The sequence below is a fragment of the Streptomyces sp. 549 genome (assembly GCF_030124175.1).
GTDB lineage: Bacteria > Actinomycetota > Actinomycetes > Streptomycetales > Streptomycetaceae > Streptomyces.
Window position 1 is genome coordinate 394,284 of sequence record NZ_JASKMT010000002.1, and the last position, 14,514, is coordinate 408,797.

Annotated in this window: 12 protein-coding genes and 1 pseudogene; 9 read left to right on the forward strand and 4 right to left on the reverse strand. The window is 74.5% G+C overall.

Going from position 1 to position 14,514, the window contains the following annotated elements:
• Positions 1–105 precede the first annotated feature (105 nt).
• Positions 106–933 carry an NAD(P)H-dependent oxidoreductase gene (locus QNO07_RS03890; RefSeq protein ID WP_283989997.1) on the forward strand — a complete coding sequence of 276 codons (828 nt, stop codon included), beginning with the start codon at positions 106–108 and terminating at the stop codon, positions 931–933.
• Here QNO07_RS03890 and QNO07_RS03895 read toward each other — a convergent pair.
• Positions 861–1,901, reverse strand: coding sequence for a GlxA family transcriptional regulator (locus QNO07_RS03895; RefSeq protein WP_283989998.1), 1,041 nt, complete (start codon positions 1,899–1,901; stop codon positions 861–863). The two genes, QNO07_RS03890 and QNO07_RS03895, sit on opposite strands and share 73 nt — an antisense overlap.
• Positions 1,902–1,963: 62 nt before the next feature.
• Between QNO07_RS03895 and QNO07_RS03900 the strand changes: the two genes are divergently transcribed.
• Positions 1,964–3,319, forward strand: coding sequence for an MFS transporter (locus tag QNO07_RS03900; RefSeq protein WP_283989999.1), 1,356 nt, complete (start codon positions 1,964–1,966; stop codon positions 3,317–3,319).
• A 109-nt stretch (positions 3,320–3,428) separates the two neighbouring features.
• Entirely contained in the window at positions 3,429–3,920 is a 492-nt protein-coding gene (locus tag QNO07_RS03905; RefSeq protein WP_283990000.1) for a DinB family protein, read from the forward strand.
• Between the two features lie 29 nt (positions 3,921–3,949).
• On the opposite strand, the gene QNO07_RS03910 is transcribed toward QNO07_RS03905, so the two are convergent.
• The gene (locus QNO07_RS03910; RefSeq protein WP_283990073.1) at positions 3,950–5,170 is read right to left on the reverse strand and encodes a flavin-containing monooxygenase; all 1,221 of its coding nucleotides are present in this window, start codon (positions 5,168–5,170) and stop codon (positions 3,950–3,952) included.
• A gap of 430 nt (positions 5,171–5,600) precedes the next feature.
• Between QNO07_RS03910 and QNO07_RS03915 the strand changes: the two genes are divergently transcribed.
• Together QNO07_RS03915 and QNO07_RS03920 are read left to right on the forward strand one after the other, a co-directional pair.
• A complete protein-coding gene (locus QNO07_RS03915) occupies positions 5,601–6,605 on the forward strand; it encodes a LuxR family transcriptional regulator (protein ID WP_283990001.1) in 1,005 nt (334 codons plus the stop codon).
• Positions 6,606–6,820: 215 nt separating this feature from the next.
• The gene (locus QNO07_RS03920) at positions 6,821–8,059 is read left to right on the forward strand and encodes a S8 family peptidase (protein WP_283990002.1); all 1,239 of its coding nucleotides are present in this window, start codon (positions 6,821–6,823) and stop codon (positions 8,057–8,059) included.
• Between the two features lie 275 nt (positions 8,060–8,334).
• Here QNO07_RS03920 and QNO07_RS03925 read toward each other — a convergent pair whose 3' ends face one another.
• A complete protein-coding gene (locus QNO07_RS03925) occupies positions 8,335–8,982 on the reverse strand; it encodes a TetR family transcriptional regulator (protein WP_283990003.1) in 648 nt (215 codons plus the stop codon).
• Between the two features lie 242 nt (positions 8,983–9,224).
• On the opposite strand from QNO07_RS03925, the gene kbpA reads away from it, so the two are divergent.
• From kbpA to QNO07_RS03945, 4 genes and pseudogenes are all read left to right on the forward strand, one after another.
• On the forward strand, positions 9,225–10,337 hold the full coding sequence (gene kbpA, locus QNO07_RS03930) for an AfsK-binding protein KbpA (RefSeq protein WP_349636802.1): 1,113 nt from the start codon (positions 9,225–9,227) through the stop codon (positions 10,335–10,337).
• 367 nt (positions 10,338–10,704) lie between these two features.
• Positions 10,705–13,179 carry a protein serine/threonine kinase AfsK gene (gene afsK / locus QNO07_RS03935; RefSeq protein ID WP_283990004.1) on the forward strand — a complete coding sequence of 825 codons (2,475 nt, stop codon included), beginning with the start codon at positions 10,705–10,707 and terminating at the stop codon, positions 13,177–13,179.
• A 160-nt stretch (positions 13,180–13,339) separates the two neighbouring features.
• Entirely contained in the window at positions 13,340–13,879 is a 540-nt protein-coding gene (locus QNO07_RS03940; protein ID WP_283990005.1) for a hypothetical protein, read from the forward strand.
• A gap of 18 nt (positions 13,880–13,897) precedes the next feature.
• Positions 13,898–14,029, forward strand: a pseudogene (locus tag QNO07_RS03945) (Mpo1-like protein); the annotation flags it as partial.
• Between the two features lie 155 nt (positions 14,030–14,184).
• Here the strand turns inward: QNO07_RS03945 and QNO07_RS03950 are convergent.
• Positions 14,185–14,358, reverse strand: coding sequence for a hypothetical protein (locus tag QNO07_RS03950; RefSeq protein ID WP_283990006.1), 174 nt, complete (start codon positions 14,356–14,358; stop codon positions 14,185–14,187).
• Between the last annotated feature and the right edge of the window lie 156 nt (positions 14,359–14,514).

Sequence of the window (14,514 nt, forward strand, 5' to 3'; positions counted from 1 at the left end):
ATGACGATGACGATGGCGATGACGGGGACGGCATGGCCAGATTCTTTCACCCTTCGGCACTCTGGCCACTCGTAGGGCTGCCCGTGCCGGGCGCAGGGTGGAGGCATGAACGTGCTCTGGATCTTCGCCCACCCCGAACAGCGCTCACTCAACGCCTCGCTCCGCGACGAGGGACTGCGGGAACTGGCCGCCGCCGGCCACCCGACCCGGGTGTCGGACCTGTACACGATGGGCTTCGACCCCGTCCTGGACGCCGGTGACTTCCCCGCCGACCCGTCCGGCGACCGGCTGCGGGTGGGAGCCGCGCAGGAGCGCGCCCACCGGCGGGCCGAGCTGAGCGCCGACGTATCCGCCGAGCAGGAGAAGGTCCGGTGGGCGTCGGTCCTGGTCTTCCAGTTCCCGCTCTGGTGGTTCGGCCCGCCGGCGATCCTCAAGGGCTGGTTCGACCGGGTCTTCGCGCAGGGATTCGCCTTCGGCGTGCGGGACGAGCGGGGCCACCGCCGGTACGGGGACGGCGGCCTGGCGGGCAGGCGCGCGCTCACCGTCACCTCGGTCGGGGCCCGCGCCTCCGGCTTCGGGCCGCGCGGGGTGCACGGCCGGCTCGACGAGGTGCTGTTCCCGCTGCTGCACGGCACCTTCTGGTACACCGGCCTGGAGGCGCTGCCGCCCTACGCGGTGTACGGTGCCGACCGCCTCACCGACGCCGGGTACGCCGAGGCCGCCGCAGGCCTGCGCGAGCGGATTCGGGCGCTGCCGCACACCGAGCCGCTGCCCTTCCGCACCGAGCGCGGCGGCGACTACGACGCCGACCTCGTGCTGTACCCGCACGTGGCGCCCGGCCGCACCGACCTCGGCGCGCACTACACCTCGGCCGACGACCGCACCGCGCCCTGCGCGGCTTCGGGCGGGGCCGCGCGGAACGTGCGGCGGTAGGCGCTCGGCGCGACGCCCAACACCGCCTGGAAGTGCTGCCGCAGGGAGGCGCCGGTGCCGAACCCGGCGTCCGCGGCGACGCGGTCAACCGGCAGGTCGCTCGTCTCCAGCAGGTGCCGCGCGCGCTCCACGCGCTGCCGGGTCAGCCACACCTGCGGGCTGACGCCCGTCTCCTCGCGGAACCGCCGGGTGAACGTGCGCACGCTCATCGACTCCTGGGCCGCCAACTCCGCCAGGGCCAAAGGCCGGTGGAGGTGACGCAGCGCCCAGGCGCGGGCGGCGGACGTCGACGCCATGCCGGGCGCGGGCACCGGCCGCCGGACGAACTGCGCCTGGCCGCCGTCGCGGTGCGGCGGCACGACCGTGCGCCGGGCCACCGAGCCGGCCACCTCCGCACCGAAGTCCCGCCGGACCAGATGCAGGCACAGGTCGATGCCGGAGGCGACACCGGCCGACGTCAGCACGTCGCCGTCGTCCACGAAGAGCACGTCGGGGTCCACCTCGACCTGCGGACGCAGCTGCCGCAGCTCCTCGCAGTGCGCCCAGTGGGTGGTGGCCCGGCGGCCGTCCAGCAGTCCGGCGGCGGCCAGGACGAAGGCGCCGGTGCAGATGGAGGCGATCCGCGTGCCCGGCCGGATCAGAGCCAGCGCCGCCGCGAGCGGCGCCTCCAGCGTGCCGAACGGGAACGCGGGGTCCGGCTCGTGGGCGGCGGGCACGATCACCGTGTCGGCCTCGGCCAGGGCACCGGGGCCGTGCGGGACGTTGACCGTGAAGTCGGTGTCGGTGCGCACCTCGCCCGCCTGCACCGCGCAGGTCAGCACCTCGTACAGCGGCTCGCCCGCCGCCGTGCGGGCCCCGCCCAGGATGCGGTGGGCGATGCCCACCTCGATCGGCAGCAGACCGTGCCGGACGAGCACGGCCACCCGGTGGCGGCCGGGATGCCGGAAGTACGTCCGCGAAAGGCCCATGGCCCGATCCTTGCACATCATGGCCATCGGGCCACTCGTTCACGGTGAGCAGCGCGGACAGCATGAACGCCGTGGCCCAGACATTCCATGACTCCCCGCAGCAGCCCCCGCGCCCGCAGCAGCCCTCGCGGCTCGAAAGCGCGCCCCGGCCCCGCGTGCACCGCGCCTGGTGGGTGGCCGGCGTCGCGTTCGTGACGATCATCGGCGCGGCCGGGTTCGCCTCGCTTCCGGGCCTGCTCATCGACCCCCTGCACACCGAGTTCAACTGGTCGCGCGGCACCGTCGGTTTCGCCGTCGCCGTCAACATGGCCCTGTACGGGCTCACCGCGCCCTTCGCCGCCGCGCTGATGGACCGCTTCGGCATGCGGCGGGTGGTGGCCTGCGCGTTGACCGTCATCGCCGTCGGCGCCGGGCTGACCACGGTGATGACGTCCGCCTGGCAACTCGTCCTCTACTGGGGGGTGCTGGTCGGCCTCGGCAGCGGCTCGATGGCGCTGGCTTTCGCGGCGACCGTCGTGGACCGCTGGTTCACCACCCGGCGCGGCCTGGTCACCGGTGTGCTCACTGCGGCGGGTGCCTCCGGGCAACTGGTGTTCCTGCCGGTCCTGTCCTGGCTGGTGGAGCAGCACGGCTGGCGGCCCGCCTCGGTGACGGTGTCTCTGACCGCGCTCGCCGTCGTGCCGTTCGTCGTCCTGCTGCTGCGCGACCACCCCGCCGACGTCGGCCTGGCCCCCTACGGCGCCGCCGCGCCGGTGGCCCGCCCGGCGCCCGAGCCCGGGGCCGCCCGCCGGGCGCTGCGGGTGCTGCGCGACGCCGCCCGCACCGGCCCGTTCTGGCTGCTGGCGGGCAGCTTCGCGATCTGCGGCGCGTCCACCAACGGCCTGATCCGCACCCACTTCGTGCCGTCCGCCCACGACCACGGCATGCCGATCACCGCCGCCGCTTCGCTGCTCGCGCTCATCGGCGTGCTGGACGTGGTCGGCACGATCGCCTCCGGCTGGCTCACCGACCGGTTCGACGCCCGCCGCCTGCTCGCCGTCTACTACGCGCTGCGCGGTGTCTCGCTGCTGTTCCTACCGATGCTGCTGGCACCGACCGTTGAGCTGCCCATGGTGTTCTTCATCGTCTTCTACGGCCTGGACTGGGTGGCCACCGTGCCGCCCACGCTCGCCCTGTGCCGGGCCGCCTACGGCCGGGACAGCGCCATCGTCTTCGGCTGGGTGCTGGCCTCCCACCAGATCGGCGCCGGGCTGGTGGCCTTTCTCGGCGGCCTCGCCCGTGACGCCTTCGGCTCCTACGACCCGGTGTGGATGGCGTCCGGTGCGCTGTGCGCCCTGGCGGCGCTGATGGCCCTCGTCATCCGCCCCGGCGAAGTCCCCGGCGATCGGGAGCCGGCCGGGGCGCCACCGGGCGCCTGAGCGGCGCCTGAGCCGCCCGGGAGCCTCAGGTGGGCCGGGTACGGGCCGGGTACGGGCCGGGTGTTGGGAGCGAACGCTGGTTGTCAGTGGCCGCGGCTAACGTGCGGGCATGGGACAACGAGTGCCGGCCACCGGCAGCGAGAAGGAAACCCTGCACGTCAGCCTCGACCGGCACCGCGACGTGGTGCTGTGGAAGCTGGACGGCCTCGGCGAGGAGCAGCTGCGGCGCCCGATGACGCCCTCGGGTATGACGATGCTCGGGCTGCTCAAGCACCTCGCGGCGGTCGAGTACGGCTGGTTCTGCGAGACGTTCGGCAGGCCCGTCGAACCGCTCTGGTTCAAGCCAGAGGAGGACTTCACGCTCGGCCCGCAGGAGAGCGCCGAGGACATACGGGCGTTCTACGGCAGGGCGCGGGCCGCCGCCGACGCGGTGATCCGGCAGCTGCCCGTCGAGGCCACGGGCACCTCCTGGGACGGCGTGACGGTGTCGATGCGCTGGGTGCTGGTCCACATGGTCGAGGAGACGGCCCGGCACGCCGGGCACCTGGACCTCATGCGGGAGCTGCTTGACGGCAGCACCGGCGACTTCCCCGCCTCCTGAGGCATGCGCCGGGGTGCCGCCGACGCCGCTCAGGCGGCGGAGCGGGCCACGGCGCGGGCGATGCGCTCGGCGTCGCGGGCCAGCTCGCGCAGCATGCCGCTGATCGGGCTGGTGTAGCCGGTGAAGTACAGGCCGGGCGCGCCCGGTGCGGCGCGGCGGCCGTGGGTGCGGGGCAGGCCGCGCTCGTCGAGCACGTCCAGGTGCCCGGCGAGGTCCTCCAGGCCGCGCCGGTAGCCGGTCGCGGCGATGACCACCTCGGGGCTGATCAGTGAGCCGTCGGCCAGCCTGACCTTGCCACCGTCCAGGGACGCGACCGCCGGAACGGGCTCGATCAGCCCCTTCTTCACGCCCCTTACCAACCCGACGTCCTGCACCGGGATCGCGCCTTCGCGCACCCGCGAGTACAGGCCCTGCGACGGGCGCGGCAGGCCGCGGCCTGCCAGGTCGGGCATGGTGGCGCCGACCACCACGCGTGCCATCCGGTCCACCACGGGGACGGGGAGGCGCCGCACCAGGATTCCGGTGGCCTGGGACGGCCAGCCGAGCGTGGACCGGCGCACGATGTGCGGCGGCGTGCGCACCGCCAGCCGTACCCGTCCGGCGCCGCCCTGCACGAGGTCGGCGGCTATCTCCGCGCCGGTGTTGCCGACCCCCACCACCAGCACGTCACGACCCGCGTACGGCTTCGCGTTGCGGTAGCGGGAGGCGTGCAGCAGCTCACCGGTGAACGTCTCGCGCCCCTCCCAGTCCGGGATGTGCGGGGTGTGGCTGTAGCCGGTGGCGACCACGACCACAGGGGCGCGCAGCTCCCGGCCGCCGTTGGCCCGCAGCAGCCAGCCGCCGTGGCCGTCACCGCCCGTGCCGCTGCCGTCCGCCGCGCCGCTGCCGTCCGCCGCGCCGCTGCCGTCCGGGCCGCCGTCCGCGGGGGCCAGGCGCTCGATGCGGCTCACCTCGACGCCCGTCGCCACCTCCAGCCGGTGGTGCTCGGCGTACTTCTCCAGGTAGCGGACCATGTCGTCCCGGGCCACCCAGCGCCCGAACGACCGGGGCATCGGCAGTCCCGGCAGCGAGGACCAGCGGCGGGTGGTGTGCAGCCGCAGCCGGTCGTAGTGGCCGCGCCAGGAGGCGCCGACGGCATCCGACCGCTCCACCACCAGGGCGCGGATGCCGCGCTTCTGGAGGGCCGCTGCGGTGGCGAGGCCACCGGGGCCGCCACCGATGATGTGGACGGGTCTGCCGTCTTCGGGCATGGGCATGTCGTTGAGCTTAAGCCCCGGTAACGGCCGGCGCCGAGGGCGCCTCCGGCCAATGTGCCGGGCCGCGCTCCCGTGCGCCGCCCGGCGGCCTCCACGCTCCCGGACACCCCGGGGAACCGCGCCCGAGCGGCACGCAGCGCCGACCCCGGGCCGTTGGGGCGGCGCTGCGGGGGGATGCCCGAGCGGGCGTCCGCGGGGCTCGAGGGCGACTTCCGGGCGGCCGGCGGGCAGTGTCAGGGCGGTCCGTGACCGTTCGGGGCGCCCGCGTCCGGGGCCGGAAATTCGCCGAAACAACATCTGCCGCCCACCAGCCGGGGTTGGGGTGTTGGGGTTCCCGGCTGGTGGGCGGCAGCGATCGCACGTTCTACCGCGATTCGGACGCCCGCGGCGACACCCTGGTGACACCGGCACTAAAGTGCCGCCCATGGTGCACGAGAAAGCCGGTGCCGACGGGGACGCCCACACCGAGGAACTGGCAGGTCATCTGGCATCACTGGGCGTGGATGCGGACGCCGTGGAGCTCTACGTCAGGCTGCTCTCCGGAGAGGCCCGCGCCCGTCTGGACGACGCCCGGCACGCGGCGGCGGTGCGGGCGCTGACCACGCTCGGCATGGTCACGGAAGGCCCCCGCGGTGAGCCCGCGCCGGTCCCGCCCGCGGGCGCGCTGGAACTGCTGGAGCGCCGCCGCGCCCTCCAGCTCGCCGAGGCGCGCGCGGCGGTGGCCGGCGCCTACGACCACTTCCGGCGGCACCACCCGTCGGCAGGCGGGGGAGTGGTGGCCGAGGAGGTCACCGGAGAGGGCATCGAGCGGCGCCTCGGCGAGGCGCTCGCCGACGCCCGCGCCGAGGTGCTGCGCTTCGACACCCCGCCCTACTTCTGGGACAGCCAGCGCGGCGCCGCTGCCGAGATCGCCATGCTGCGGCGCGGTGTGCGGCACCGGGCCGTCTACGCCCGCGCCTCGCTGGCCCACCCTGGTCACCTGAGCACCAACATCCAGCCGTGCATCGACGCCGGCGAGCAGGCCAGGGTGCTGTCGGAGCTGCCGGTGAAGCTGACCATCGTCGACGACCGCATCGGCTTCGTCGGCCTGTCCATCGCCGAGGTCGAGGTCAACCGCGGCCTGCTGGTGGTGCGGCCCAGCGGACTGCTGACGGCGCTGCGCGCGCTCTTCGAGTCGTGCTGGGACCGGGCGCTGCCCATCCAGGCGTCGAGCGGTGTCGCCGCGGCGCCGGTCGCGATGCGGCCCGGGCCCTCCGAGCGGCGCATCCTGGCCATGCTCGTCGCCGGGGTGCCCGACAGCCAGATCATCCGGGAGCTGGGCGTCAGCCGCCGCACCTTCTTCCGCCGCATGGAACTGCTCATGGCGCAGGCCGGTGCGGGCTCCCGCTTCCAGTTGGCGCTCCAGGCGCAGCGCCGCGGCTGGCTGTGACGACCGCGCCGGGCCCGCCGCCGGGCGCCGCGCACATCCCCCTCCAGGCCGACGGCGGCCGGTAACTCCCCTGCCCGCAGGGCACTTCGCGGGCGCCGCGTCACCGTGGTGCCGGGCGGGCATCTTGGTGTCCCTGGCACTGGTGTGCCTCGGCGGGCGTCGGCGGTCCGCTAGAACCTTTGTTTCGCGCGCACTTCAGGGAGGGGCACGGCCGCATGAAGAGACCGGCACGCATACGCACCGTACTGGGGGCGGGGCTCGCCGCGCTCGCCGTCGCGGGGACCACGCTCGGCACCGCCCAGGCCGCGGAACCCGGGTCGCCCGGAGAGATCCGCGGGGCCGGGACCGGTCAGAGCATCGCCGGCGAGTACGTCGTGGTCCTGAAGAAGGACGGCGACCTCAAGAAGGCCGACACGAAGGCCGGTTCGGGAGCGCGGGAGCGCCTGCTGCGTGCGCGGGCGGGGTCCCTGGCGGGCCGCTACGGCGGCGCGGTGGACCGGACCTACTCGGCCGCGCTGGAGGGCTTCTCGGTGAAGGCGTCCGAGTGGCAGGCCCGCCGGATGGCCGCCGACCCGGCCGTCGCCTACGTCGAGCCGAACCGGATCGAGACGGGCGACGCCACCCAGACCGACCCGGTGTGGGGCCTGGACCGGATCGACCAGCGCGACCTGCCGCTGAGCAAGAGCTACACCTACGACACCACCGCGTCGAACGTCACCGCCTACGTCGTCGACTCCGGCGTCCGCATCGGGCACACCGAGTTCGGCGGCCGGGCCCGCTACGGCTACAACTTCGTCGACGGCAACACCACCGCCAGCGACTGCCACGGCCACGGCACGCACACCGCCGGGACCGTCGGCGGTGCCACGCACGGCGTCGCCAAGGGTGTGAAGATCGTCGCGGTCAAGGTGCTCAACTGCAACAACAGCGGCACCACCGCCAACGTGCTGGCCGGCTACGACTGGGTGGCGAAGAACGCGGTCAAGCCCGCCGTGGCCAACGTCAGCATCGGCGGCAGCGCCAGCGACGCCAAGGACGAGGCCGTGCGCCGCATGGTCGACGCCGGGGTGACGGTCGCGGTGTCCGCGGGCAACAACAACACCGACGCGTGCACCCAGTCGCCCGCCCGGGAGCCCAAGGTGATCACGGTCGCCGCGACAGCGAGTGACGACTCCCGTTCGACGTTCTCCAACTACGGCACCTGCGTGAACGTGTTCGCGCCCGGCACGTCGATCGTGTCCGCCGGTCACGCCGACGACACCGGCACCTCCACCAGGAGCGGCACCTCGATGGCCGCCCCGCACGTGACGGGGGTGGCCGCGCTGTACGTGTCCGCGAACCCGACCGCGACGCCGGCAGCCGTCACCAAGGCGCTGCTGGACCGCTCGACGGCCTCGAAGGTCACCTCGCCCGGAACCGGCTCGCCCAACAGGCTGCTGTACAGCCGGTTCTGACACCGCTCCGGGTCCGGACGCGCGGGCGCGCAGGCATCGCGCGCCCGGACGCGGAGGCAGGTCGGTCACGGCCGGTGAGACGGCCGGTGAGGCCGCCGGGGGAGACGGAGGGCTCCCGGCGGTCGAGCGCGGCGGTCGGTACGAGCGGCCGGTACGAGCGGCCGGCAGGCGGCGGTTCGCGGCGGGGAGCGGAAGGCGGTCGGGCGGTCGGTGCGCGGCCCGGCCGGTGACAGGTCCGGCCGAAGGGGCGGCGGGGGCCGCGGCCTGGGACCGGTCTATCGGGTGGGCTTGCGCCCGGTGACACCCAGGTGGACGAGCAGGGCCAGGCTCGGCTTGAGCTGGGCCTGCTTGACGCCCCAGCTCTGGAAGCCCTTCTGGTGGCCGGCGACGGAGGCCAGCATGGTGACGAGGGAGCCCGCGAGCGCGGCGGCGCTGACGTCCTTGTCGACGCGGCCCTTCGCCTGCAGCTCCTCGATCGACTCGGTGAGCGAGGACGTCACCGAGGTGAGGATCTTCATACGGATCTTGTAGAACCGTTTGTCCCCCTCTGCGGCGCCCAGGTCGACCACCCGCAGGATCGCGTCGTGGCGGCGCCAGAACGCGAGGAAGCCGTCTACCAGTTCCTCCGCCGTGCGGGCGCCCGCACGACCGGCCCAGGAGCGGCCCGCGACGAGTTCGTCGAGCGCCGAGCCCTCCTTCGCCATCGTGTCGGCCAGCTCCAGCACGGCCCCTTCCACGTCGGGGAAGTACTGGTAGAAGGTCGCCGGGGAGGTGCCCGCCCTCCGGGCCACGTCGATCACCTTGACGTCGCGGTAGGGCGAGGAACTGAGCATGTCACTGAGGCAGTCGAGCAGCTTCTGACGCGTTGCCTGCCCGCGCCGCCCGGCCACCCGGCCGTCAACAGTTCGAACGTGTCCTGTCATGCCGTCAGCTTACCGACGGGTGATCGATGCGCGATTTGTCCGCATGCAAACGGGTTCCGCCCCGGTCGCACGGCGCGGCGCCGGACTGGCGGGCGGGGCACGGACGGGACAAAAATGGGGAACACCGGGAAGAAGCGGGGGGAAACACCGAAAGCGGGAACGGTGAGGGGTAGAGGGATCCGCACGTGGGGATCCGCACGTGACGGCGGGGCCGCAGCCCCGCCAGGAAAGGACCGCGCGTTATGGCTGACTTCGCCGAGGGTGCTCCCTGCTGGGCCGACGCCACCCTGCCCGACCTGGCCGCCGGCCGGCGCTTCTACGGGGAGCTGTTCGGGTGGTCCTTCCCCGAGGAGCGGCCCGCCGACCCGGACGGGTGGATTCCCGCACTGCTCGACGGCGAGCAGGTGGCGGGCCTTCGGCAGAAGTCCGACGGGCGCATGCCGACGGTGTGGACCGTCTACCTCGCCACCGCCGACGCCCGGCGCACGGCGGCCCGGATCGACGCCGCCGGCGGCCGGGTCATCACCACCCCCGTCCCCGTCGGACGCGGCCCCGCCGGGATCACCGCGACCGCCGCCGACCCCTCCGGCGCGGTGTTCGGCCTGTGGCAGCCGGGTGAGCACCCCGGCTTCGCCGCCGTCGGCCGGCCCGGCACCTACGTGTGGACGGAGGTCCGCACCCGCGAGCGGGACGCCGTGGACGCCTTCTACCCGGAGGTCTTCGGCTACGGCACCCGCCAGGCGGAGGCCGCCGGCGAGGACTTCCTGATGTGGGCCCCCGAGGGCGAGCCCGCCGACGAGGAGCACGCTGTCGGCGGCCGGGCCCTGCTCGACGAGTCGACTCCCGTTGAGCTGCCCGCGCACTTCCTCACGTACTTCGCGGTGGACGACTGCGACGAGGCGGCCCACACCGTCGTCCGGCTCGGCGGCCGGGTCCTCACCGGCCCCGAGACCGGCGGCTACGGCCGGTTCGCTGTCCTGGTGGACAACCAGGGAGCCGTGTTCGCGGTCCTCGACACCGGACGGACCGCCCGGCCAGACTCGGCCGAGCTGTCCGCGCGGGCGGCGCCGGAGGAGGAGCCCGCGCCGGACGGCGGCGCCCCCGCGCAGGCGGAGGACGACGTGCGGGCGGAGGACGACGGGCGGGCGGAGGACGACGGGCAGGCGGAGGACGACGTGCGGGCAGGACGGGACGGGCGCGAGGAGGCCGGGGACGACGGGCGCGAGGAGGCCGGGGACGACGGGCGCGAGGAGGCCGAGGAGGACCGGCAGGAGGGGGAGCGCGGCACCGAACGGCGTGCGCCGGGCGGCGACGAGGGCGGGCCGGACTCCCGGCGGGCCGTGTCGGAGGGCTGACGGCGGCCGTTCCATGCCGCAGCATGGGAGCGGCAGGACCGTACGACGGGGGAGCAACCGTGACGTCTCACGCACCCGCCCGCACCGGGCAGGCGGCAGCGCCCTGCCCGCCCTGCCCGCTTGGCCCACGCCGGGGTGCGGGCCGTGCCCCGGCCACCGGATTCCGGCCGAACCGGCCCCCGGTTCGCGACCGCGGAGGCCGGGAGGAAGAATCAGCGTCCGTACCGCCCCTCCGGAGCGGCAGCGGGACGCCGTACCGGACGCAGGAAGCACGGACGGGAGCGTCCGCGGCGGCAGCAGTATCAGCAGTATCAGTGAGAACAACGACAAAAGCACAGACAAGCCCCTACGGGGAGGTGGCAGGCACATGGTGGAGCAGCTGACGCAGCACGATCCCCGGCGGATCGGCCCGTTCGAGGTGCTCGGCCGGCTCGGCGCCGGGGGCATGGGACTGGTCTACCTGGCCCGCTCGGCCTCCGGCCGCCGCGTGGCGATCAAGACGGTGCGCACCGAGCTCGCCGAGGACCAGCTGTTCCGGGTCCGCTTCACCCGCGAGGTGGAGGCGGCCCGCGCGGTCAGCGGCTTCTACACGGCCGCCGTCGTGGACGCCGACCCGCGGGCGGCCGTGCCGTGGCTGGCCACCGCCTACGTGCCGGCGCCCTCGCTGGAGGAGATCATCCACGAGTGCGGCCCGATGCCGGCCCAGGCCGTGCGCTGGATCGCCGCGGGCATCGCCGAAGCCCTCCAGTCCATTCACGGGGCCGGGCTGGTCCACCGCGACCTCAAGCCGTCCAACGTGCTCGTCGTCGAGGACGGGCCCCGCGTCATCGACTTCGGCATCGCCTCCGGCGTCTCCAACACGCGGCTCACCATGACCAACGTCGCCGTCGGCACCCCGGCCTACATGTCCCCGGAGCAGGCCCGCGACTCCCGCAGCGTCACCGGGGCCAGCGACATCTTCTCGCTGGCCTCCACGCTGGTCTTCGCCGCCACCGGCCATGCGCCCTACCACGGCGCCAACCCGGTCGAGACGGTGTTCATGCTGCTGCGCGAGGGGCCCGACCTGGAGGGGCTGCCCGACGAGCTGCGTCCGCTCATCGAGTCCTGCATGCGGACCGAGGCGGACGCCCGGCCCAGCCCCGCAGACCTCCAGGCACAGCTAGCCCCGCACCTGTTCTCCTCCGGCGGGGACGACAGCGGCACCGCGTCCGCGTGGCTGCCCGCGGGCGCGGTCGAACTCATCGAGCGCAAGCGCGGCGGTCGCAACCGGCCCCCGCGCCCCGCACCCGTCCCCGTGGCGCCCGCGCCGCCGCCCGTCGCACCGCCCCAGCCCGCGCACGCGCCGCCCGTCCCGGCGGGCGCGCTCGCCGCGCCGCCGCACCCGGGCCCCGCCGTCCCGCAGGCGGCACCGGCCGGACCGCAGTCCGCCTCGGCGTTCGCACAGGCCGCGCCGATCGCACCCGACGCCCCACCACGTCCCCCGGTGCAGCCGGGCGCCGACCCGGTGCGGCTGCCCGGCTCGCAGGTGCCGATCGGTCCCGGCCCGCGCCGCGTGGACGGCCGCGGGCCCGACGCCGCCGCCGGCACCCAGTGGGTGCGCCCGCCGGGCGGCGTACTTCCCGCGCCCGCCGGACCGCCGGGCCCCGCCCGGCCCCCGGCCGCGCCGCCGCGGCCGCCCGGCGGCGGCGCCGCGTCGGCGGACGGGGCCGCGCCCGCCCGCTGGCGGCCGTGGCGGTTCCGGATGTCCAACGACGTGTGGGGCACACCGGTCGTCGTGGACGAACTGCTCTACGTCACCTCCTTCGAGGTGCACGCGCTCGACGTGGCCAGCGGCAGACGCCAGTTCAAGACCCGCGACGTGGCCTGGTCGATGGCCGTCGCCGACGGCCGGGTGCACGCCTCCGACGGGCCGAGCCTGTTCGCGCTGGACGGCGCCGACGGCACCGAGCGCTGGAAGCAGGCCGTGGACGGCTGGGTGTACGCGCTGCGCGCCGACGGCGGGACGGTGCTCACCGGCACCCGCGGCGGCGGCGTGCAGACCTGGGACGCCGCCACCGGCGAGATGCTGTGGGAACTCAGCGGCGCGCAGGTCGACTTCGAAACGCCGGAGGCCGGTCCGCTGCTGCACGGCGGCACCGTCTACCTGTGGGCCGACGGACGGCTCTCGGCCCGGGACGCGCGTGACGGCGGCGAGCAGTGGTCGTACCCGGTCGGGGACGCCGCGGCCACCGGCGGCGTGCCGGTCCGGCTGCTGCCGACCGACGACGGGGTGGTCTACGTCAGCGCGGGCGCCCGGGTGCTGGCGCTGGACGCGGGCACCGGACACGAGCGCTGGCGCTTCGACGCCCCGGCGGCGTTCCTCTGCCCGCCCGCCTTCGCCCCCGGCCCGGCCGTCGCGGGCGGCGGCGTGTACCTGGCGGACTACCTCGGCACGGTGTACGCGCTGGACGCGGCGAACGGCAACGACCGCTGGCGGATCGCCACCGAGGCCCGCCAGTCCGCGGACCCCGTCGTCGTCGCCGACGGCCTGGTGCACGTGGGCAGCGGTCGTGCGCTCTACACCATCGACGCCGTCCCGGGCACCGGGCGCTACCGCTTCCAGGCGCAGGGCGACGTGGTGGGCGCGCCGGTCGCCGCAGACGGGCGGGTTCACTTCGGCTCCGCCGACCACTCGCTGTACACGCTGGACGCGGTGGGCGGCCAACTGCGCTGGAAACTGGCCACCGGTGGCGAGATCACGGGCTCTCCCGTGGTGTCCGGCGGCGTGCTGTACGCCTGCAGCAAGGACCGCTGCGTGTACGCCCTGGACGCGGCCAAGGGCACCGGCCAGGCCCGCTCCTGACGTCCTGTCACCCTGACGCCCTGACGCCCTGACGCCCTGTCATTGGCGTCGGCTGGGTTCAGACGTAAGGGAGTTGGGAGCGGGCGGGAACCCGGGGCGGCCATGTCCGCGTCCCTTGCACGTGTACGGTGCGCGCGACGGTCGCGGCACCGTGTTCCGCATGAGCCTCGGGGGGCCCTTCGTGATGCGTCAGGTCAAACTGCTCGCCGCCGTCACCGCCGTGCTGCTGGCGCTGACCGGTTTCAGCCACACCGGCACCAGCGGCAAGGGCGGCGGTGGCAAGAGCCGCAGCAGCGGAAGCAGCAGCGGCGGCGGATGCGGCAAGAAGTCGACCAGCGGTAGTAGCAACAGCGGCAACACCTACAAGTCCAACGGCCGGAACAACACCTACCGTGGCGGGACCAGTGGCGGGACCAGTGGCGGTTCCGGCAGCGACAGCAGCAGCCGACGGCCGACCGGCAGTGTCAAGCAGTGCGTGACGACCACCAGGGCCGTGGCGACCGTGCGCGTCGACCCGCGGACCAGGAACGGCAGCCACCGCGTGCACGTCGACTTCCTCGACCGCAACGGCGTTCTCGTCGACAGCGGATCGACGGTGGTGCTGCTCCAGTCCGGGAAGCCCGTCGACGTCGACGTCCCGATGGACCTGCCGGAGAAGGCCGGAGACGTGACGAACTGCCGTGTGCAATCCATTAGTTGAGTGGTCGTCATCTGAACCGCCACCCGGTGGGTGCACCTCACGGGCACGCTGACGGGCCTGGCGACCAGCGCCTACGGGTTGGCCCTCGGCCGGGCGGGGTATGCGCTCGCGCTGCCGCTCATCGGCTACGGCACGGCCTGGCCTGCGCACCTCCGGTCGTGGCAGGTGCCGGGAGGCGCACGCGTGGGCGGGCCCGTGCCGGCGGCATCCCCCTCGGCCGCCGGCACGGGCCCGTGTTCCCCGGACACGCGGTGGTTCCGTGTACCGCCCGGTGCGCGGATACTGCCGCGCACCGGGCGGGAGGATCAGGTGACCGGCTCGCTCGAACCGTGGTGGTCTCCGTTGACGACTGCGGGCTCCCCCGAACCGTGGTGGTCGCCGGCCGCACGCAGTGGTTCGCTCGACCCGTGGTGGTCCTTCTGGACCGCCACGTCGTCCTGCTTCGGCCTCTTCGACTTCTGGTTCTTGTTGACGGCCATGCCTGATTCCTCCCGTTGGTGGTGCTCCCGTGGTGACCGGCCGGCGGCACCCCCGCATACCGCCGGACAGTCACCGGGGGCCGGTCACCCCCCGTGACCGGCGCCCCTCCCCTCGATCCGCCTCCCCCCGAGACCGGCGGATCGACTGGTTCCAGC

Coding starts and splice junctions, on each gene's coding strand:
- QNO07_RS03890 (WP_283989997.1), top strand. CDS start 106: ATGAACGTGCTCTGGATCTTCGCCCACCCCGAACAGCGCTCACTCAAC.
- QNO07_RS03895 (WP_283989998.1), bottom strand. CDS start 1,901: ATGGGCCTTTCGCGGACGTACTTCCGGCATCCCGGCCGCCACCGGGTG.
- QNO07_RS03900 (WP_283989999.1), top strand. CDS start 1,964: ATGAACGCCGTGGCCCAGACATTCCATGACTCCCCGCAGCAGCCCCCG.
- QNO07_RS03905 (WP_283990000.1), top strand. CDS start 3,429: ATGGGACAACGAGTGCCGGCCACCGGCAGCGAGAAGGAAACCCTGCAC.
- QNO07_RS03910 (WP_283990073.1), bottom strand. CDS start 5,170: ATGCCCGAAGACGGCAGACCCGTCCACATCATCGGTGGCGGCCCCGGT.
- QNO07_RS03915 (WP_283990001.1), top strand. CDS start 5,601: ATGGTGCACGAGAAAGCCGGTGCCGACGGGGACGCCCACACCGAGGAA.
- QNO07_RS03920 (WP_283990002.1), top strand. CDS start 6,821: ATGAAGAGACCGGCACGCATACGCACCGTACTGGGGGCGGGGCTCGCC.
- QNO07_RS03925 (WP_283990003.1), bottom strand. CDS start 8,982: ATGACAGGACACGTTCGAACTGTTGACGGCCGGGTGGCCGGGCGGCGC.
- kbpA (WP_349636802.1), top strand. CDS start 9,225: ATGGCTGACTTCGCCGAGGGTGCTCCCTGCTGGGCCGACGCCACCCTG.
- afsK (WP_283990004.1), top strand. CDS start 10,705: ATGGTGGAGCAGCTGACGCAGCACGATCCCCGGCGGATCGGCCCGTTC.
- QNO07_RS03940 (WP_283990005.1), top strand. CDS start 13,340: ATGAGCCTCGGGGGGCCCTTCGTGATGCGTCAGGTCAAACTGCTCGCC.
- QNO07_RS03950 (WP_283990006.1), bottom strand. CDS start 14,358: ATGGCCGTCAACAAGAACCAGAAGTCGAAGAGGCCGAAGCAGGACGAC.